The following is a 6,293-nucleotide window of genomic DNA, read 5'->3' as shown; positions in this document are numbered from 1 at the left end:
GGTAAGGGTGGAAAGGCGAGGTAAGAGCTCACCAGCATTTAGGTGACTAAATGGCTCTGTAAACCCCATCTGGAGCAAGACCAAAAAGGAACATAAAAGGTGGTAGCCCGCTGCCGTTCCAATGGTAGGTCGCATGAACCTATTGGTAACGATAGGTCTTAGATAGATGACCATTTAAACAGAACACGGCTTATAGACTTACTCATACAATACATACAATGAAAACCTTGTGGAATACAGGGTTTTTTCTTTTTGGGAAAATATAAATTTATTATATTTAGAAAATTTGTATATATGGCAATTTTCTTAGGCGAATATCTCTCTGATTATGATTTTGAGTTTTTCATGCAAAATACTAGTACATTAGCTAGAATTTTTGGTGCTTTGCTTTTTAATAGTCTAGGGAGCAGAATGAGATTAATGTTTTTGATAACAATTACGAGTATTAAGAGGTTATAAAAATAAAGATATTATTAAACTAGAAGGTTCAGAAAAGTCAACATAACAGGATGATGTGTGCACTCAATAAGTTTCATGTAAATTAAAGATTTCTAATGTCTATAATTAATAATATATATTAATTAGTAAATTAGTCCTGAATATGGGTATTTACTTATTTAATAATGTGAAAATATTCACCATCTTTTGTATAATCTTTACAATTATCTTAAGCCCATCATAACTCATAAAATCAATATTTAAAATAATTAATCCAAATAATTAAGGGATAAATAGAGTATTTAGCATAAGGTTTTCAATAGAATTTTGTATGAAAGGCACAAAGGCATTTATGCTGGTTTATAGAAATATATATAGACATATATATAAATAAGGAGGGGTATTTATGATTAGTAAAGATGTCAATGAGAAGGTAGAAGAAAATCATAAGTCTGAGTTAATCTATGGTATCAATGATAAGCCGCCATTAAGACTGGCAATACCTTTAGCCATTCAGAACATTATGGCAGCTTTTAGCGGTATTATAGCAGTACCTATGGTGGTGGGCAATGCTATTGGAATGTCTGCGAATGAGATGGCTTTTATGATTAGTGCTACGTTATTCATATCAGGATTGGCTACATTCATTCAATCTAGGGGAGTTGGACCTGTAGGTTCAAGACTTCCTTGCATTATGGGTACAGATTTTACTTTTGTAGGTCCTGGTATTGCAGTGGCTAGGTCTTTTGGATTACCAGGGTATTTTGCTGCAACTACTGCAGGGTCGATTCTTGAAATAATTTTAAGTCGATTTATTAAACCCCTTAGAAAATATTTTCCACCAGTGGTCACAGGGGTGGTAGTATCATTAATAGGTCTTACCATGCTTCCAGTAGCTGTTGATTGGGCAGCAGGAGGAGTTAACAACCCACAGTATGGGAATCCTAAGTTTATATTATTAGCTTTTATTGTTATGGTGATTATAATTTTATTGAATCAAAATGGAAAGGGATTTGTAAGTTCTGGTGCCATACTTATAGGGATTATATGTGGTTATATTATTTCTATACCTATGGATTTATTAAATGTTGCACCAGTGAAGGAAGCAGCTTGGTTCTCTTTTCCAAAACCCTTTAGGTATGGAATGAAATTTCATCTACCTGCTATTCTAGCATTTTTACCTGCTTATATTGTTACAGCAATAGAAACTATGGGAGATTTGATATCTGTAGCTAATGCTAGTGAACATGAAATAACTGGGGAAGAATTATCTAGGGGAATCTTATCAGATGGTGTAGGAAGTTTTATAGCAGGAATATTTGGTGCTGGTCCCCATACATCCTTTAGTCAAAATGTAGGTATAATTCCTATTACAGGTGTAGCTAGTAGGTTTGTAGCCATTGTTGCTGGTATTATTCTAATGTTAGCCGGTATATTTCCTAAGATAGGCGCATTAGTATCTATAATGCCAAGTCCTGTATTAGGTGGAGCTGGGATTATGATGTTTGGTATGATAGCTGTTGGTGGATTTAAGTTATTGCAAGAAGTTGATTTAAATAAAAGAAATAGTTTGCTAATAGCAGTATCTATGGGATTGGGATTAGCTGTAGTATTGAGACCAGAAGTGTTAAATAATTTTCATCCAACTGTTCAAACTATATTTCAGTCTGGAATGACTACAGGGACTATTACTGCAATTATATTAAATATTGCCCTCCCAGGAAGAGAAATAAAAGCATAGGAATATAATAAAGGTAAATAGTTCTAAAAGAAGTAGTTAGTCTGTAAGTAATAATTTATTATATTAATGACAAGTAAGGATATTTATATATTGATATTCTCTTTAGAGAATTTGTTTCGAAATAGTATTAAAATATAAAAGGATCAGGTAAGATTATTTATATAAGGTGATTTCATAATTGAAATCGCCTTATTTTACTATAAATATATATTTTTCAAGACATTCTTTGATTTAATTCTATAGTTTTAATATATTTCTTTTTTTATAGATTAAATCATTAATATTATCTCTAAATCAATCCAATAATTGAAATATAATATTTCAAGAATAAGAATATATTGTAGTTGCATATGGAAATTTTAATTTGTTTTTTAAAAAAGATGTTTTTCTTGGTATGATAATAGAAAGCTCCATATCAATTTACTGAACAAATTCATCGCAGCAATTATAAAGTAATTTAAACCTAATCTTCAGAGAATCTTAAGATACGTTATATTGCCAATTGAATTGTTAGATGTTTCTTGAAGGATGAGCTCATGAATTATTGAACTGGTGAGTTGTTGATTTATGAGTAGTGATTGCATATTGTAATCTTTCAATATATCAGAGATATTTTCCATTAAAGGATTCCAGATGTTGAATATTATATATTGATAAAACTTAATATATAATATTCTTCCAATCTATGCTATCGACTAATCATCTTTCAATATCAATGAAGCTTTCTATTATCACACCAAGTTATTCTGTATTCTTTATAAAGAATGGAAAAGGTTTACTATTTAATGATTTTTAGGAGTTTTTATTATATTGACTTATAATATCCTCACATCTATCGAGATAACTAAATTTGGGATTGAACTCTACAGATTCAAGATTCATTGCCATATCAATTCTTTCAGATATTCTATCTGCAAGATAATTCTTTGTTTTAATCTTATCAGCTAAAGGTTTGGTATCATATATTATTTTAGTAATTACTTCGGTTTCATAGATATATGGTGTTTGGTTACCTTCTACATTAAAGGCGTATCCAGTTCTATTTTCCTTTGTTTTCTTATCCTTTCTATTTGCAAGAGGTCTTAAATATGATTCGGAAAGTCTTCTAAGTAATTTTGCATATTCCAATGCTGCATCTAAATTAAAGCTTTTATTATCATCAATTTTTATTCGTAAATCCTTTTTTGCTTCTGCTATACTTTCCGCTAACATTGATTTTTCAAGAAAGAGGTTTTCTAAGAGTATTGTTAGATTTGGGATATCTATTTCTACATCGTCTTCAAATTCCACCTCTACAGTTTCATCAACTGCATCTTTGTATGAAGCTGATTTTTTATGATTTTCTGTTATAGAATATATTTTAGAGTCCATATCATAATTTGATAAATATATTAATTCATCGATGGTTCTATCAAGGAAGTTAGCATATCTTCCTGCTTCTTTCATGGTCATTTTTTCCATAATTATCACTCCCATCTTAATTTTACATAATTAACTATTGTAATTAGAATACCATAGTTTTACATTAATACAATTACAAAATGATTACATCATTATTACAATTGTATGATACACTAGGAAGTGTTGGCTATAAATTATATATCTGTTTCTATATGTAGTAAAATACTTTTATTAATAACACAATATAAATAATATTAAATTTAATGAAGGAAAATCAGTAGGGATATAAGATGGAAATATCTTGATTGATTTTTTATTTTTAACAATGAAATTAATTGTGTGGAAATCAAAGATTAAATAAAATAGAATTTTTCTAAATTATTGTAATGTAATTGGACTTTTAGGGTTATATAAGGGAATGTGTGAGAAGGTATGGATTAGTATTCAAAATTATTCAGTATATTTCTGAACTTTATAAATATAAGCTTTTTACAATTGTAACAGATATTTTTATATGTTATAATGATTATCATAAAAGAATAATTATTATTAAGAGGTATAAGGGAGAGAACTTGATGTCCGCATTTGTTTTTAACTAAATCAACTAAATTAAATAGTTGTATCTTAAAAAGTTTTTAGTCTAATATTATTTAGGCTTATTTGTTGATGGCTTTTTAAGGTTAAGTTAGAAACATGGATATCATTAAACCTTACGATGTATTAAAATAACCAGTGATTATTTTTATCTAATATGAATTTATATATATTTTATATAGTTATAGATTTGTTTTTGAGTTTCAATATTTTAATATAGTTTTAGTATATTGACTATTGAAATCTAATAAGTATTTTTTGACTATATTTTAGGTTATAAAAGGTTATAGTGACTTTATGTTGCTATAATCTTTTTTGTTTATTCATGTTTCTTTTTACTCTTAAATATTAGTTTATGTATAATTAATGTTTTAGTTTTAAAAAGCCGTGTAATGAAATTTTGAATGATAAATGTGGAGGATAGTAAACAATGCTTAATTATATAGAAGAAGTAAATAAGAATGTAAATATAGAAGAAGGTAAGACATCAATAGAAAAGATATTAATAACAATATATTTTAAAGAAGGAATTTCGACTAAAGAATTATCAAGAAATAGTCTTCTACCTATTCCCATAGTTACAGCCATAAAAAGAGAGTTCATTAAAAAGGGATTAATTATTCAAGATAGAGGATCAAGACTTACAGTTAAAGGCAAAGATTTTGTAGAAAAAGATTTAGGATTTAAGAAGATAAATAAGAATTTATATACAAAACTATTAATGGAACCTTGGAATGAATATAGGGAAATTACTGAAATAAAAGAACAGCTACAGAGTGTTTTTAATAATCGCCCGCAAGCAGATGTTACTATAGATCAGTCTAAGTCTAGTGTAGATACATCTTTAAAAAGAGCAATATTATGTCTTAAAAATCATACATTAATAGGAAAAAGAATTTTGTGTTTAGGAGATGATGATTTAGTAAGCATAGCCCTAGGTTTTTTACTAAAAAGACTTTTTAATAATAGCATCAGCTACAATACTAGAATTACTGTAATGGATGTTGATAAAAGAGTTCTAGGTTATGTAAGTGATATAGCTATAAAAGAGTCTATTCCAATTGAATGTGAGTATGTAGATTTCAGAATGCCATTATCAAATGATTTTAAAAATCAATTTGATTGCCTGTTTACAGATCCGCCTTATACTCTTGAAGGAATGAATTTGTTTCTTTCGCGAGGAGTAGAAGCATTAAAGAACGATAGCGGATTGACTATTTATTTATCTTATGCTCATAAGTCTCCAGATTTTCAATTAACTATGCAAAAATATTTTTTAGACATGGGTCTTATAGTTTCAGAAGTAATAGCTAGATTTAATACCTATGAAGGAGCCAGTATAATAGGAAATACAGGGCAAATGATTGTTCTTAAGACTACTAATATGAGCAAAGGGTTAATAAAAACCCCTTATAGGGGAGTTCTATATACTGGAGAACTTAAAGAAACAGTCCGTTCTTATAGATGCAAGCAATGTGGCCAGATAATAAAGGTAGGAGGCTTGGAAAAGTTTAATACTATAGAGATGTTAAAATCAAAAGGATGTTATAAATGTAATGGTCAAGTATTTGAATTAATTAAAAGAACAAATATTTAAATATTTTCTAAAGAATATGGATTAATTAAATATAAATTAAATACGGAAAAGGAGAAATTATGATTAGAATAAATAAATTAGGTAGACATGTTTTAATTGAATATTATAATTGTGATAATAAAGTTTTAGATAATACTGTGTTAATAGAGAGATATATGATAGAAGCTGCCAAGATAGCTAAAGCTACAATAGTAGAAAGTGTATTTCATAAATTTAATCCTTGGGGAGTTAGCGGTGTTGTCGTCATTAAAGAGTCACATTTAACTATTCATACCTGGCCAGAATATAAATATGCAGCTGTAGATTTGTTCACTTGTGGAAATACAATAGATCCTTGGGTTGCCTTTAAGTTTTTAGAAGAAAAATTAAAGGCTGAAAGTACTGATTCAATGGAGGTATCTAGAGGAATAGTAGACCGTATTTTGGAAAACAGCAAGAAATCTTTGGAGATATCTGGTCTTTAATTATAAATTAACCTGTTGTGCTAGTAAATTTGAGATTAGATAAATTTACCAATTATTT

Annotated in this window: 4 protein-coding genes and 1 other RNA gene; 4 read left to right on the top strand and 1 reads right to left on the bottom strand. The window is 28.5% G+C overall.

The features are described from left to right. Both rnpB and ABWP20_RS18085 read left to right on the top strand, forming a co-directional pair. Positions 1–209, top strand: an RNA gene (gene rnpB, locus ABWP20_RS18090) — RNase P RNA component class A; the annotation flags it as partial. A 635-nt stretch (positions 210–844) separates the two neighbouring features. Continuing rightward, positions 845–2,179 (top strand): uracil-xanthine permease family protein, encoded by a 1,335-nt coding sequence (locus ABWP20_RS18085; protein WP_353097749.1) that lies wholly within the window; start codon positions 845–847, stop codon positions 2,177–2,179. 792 nt (positions 2,180–2,971) lie between these two features. On the opposite strand, the gene ABWP20_RS18080 is transcribed toward ABWP20_RS18085, so the two are convergent. Further along, a complete protein-coding gene (locus ABWP20_RS18080; protein WP_353097747.1) occupies positions 2,972–3,640 on the bottom strand; it encodes a hypothetical protein in 669 nt (222 codons plus the stop codon). Between the two features lie 964 nt (positions 3,641–4,604). Here ABWP20_RS18080 and ABWP20_RS18075 point away from each other — a divergent pair. Together ABWP20_RS18075 and speD are read left to right on the top strand one after the other, a co-directional pair. Further along, entirely contained in the window at positions 4,605–5,771 is a 1,167-nt protein-coding gene (locus tag ABWP20_RS18075; protein WP_353097746.1) for a bis-aminopropyl spermidine synthase family protein, read from the top strand. Positions 5,772–5,830: 59 nt separating this feature from the next. Next, on the top strand, positions 5,831–6,235 hold the full coding sequence (speD, locus tag ABWP20_RS18070) for an adenosylmethionine decarboxylase (RefSeq protein WP_353097744.1): 405 nt from the start codon (positions 5,831–5,833) through the stop codon (positions 6,233–6,235). The last annotated feature ends 58 nt before the right edge of the window (positions 6,236–6,293 follow it).

Origin of the sequence: Tissierella praeacuta (assembly GCF_040396155.1) — a bacterium.
Taxonomy (GTDB): domain Bacteria; phylum Bacillota; class Clostridia; order Tissierellales; family Tissierellaceae; genus Tissierella; species Tissierella praeacuta_A.
The sequence above is the reverse complement of the archived record's forward strand: the minus strand, read 5'-3'. Positions and strand labels throughout refer to the sequence as shown.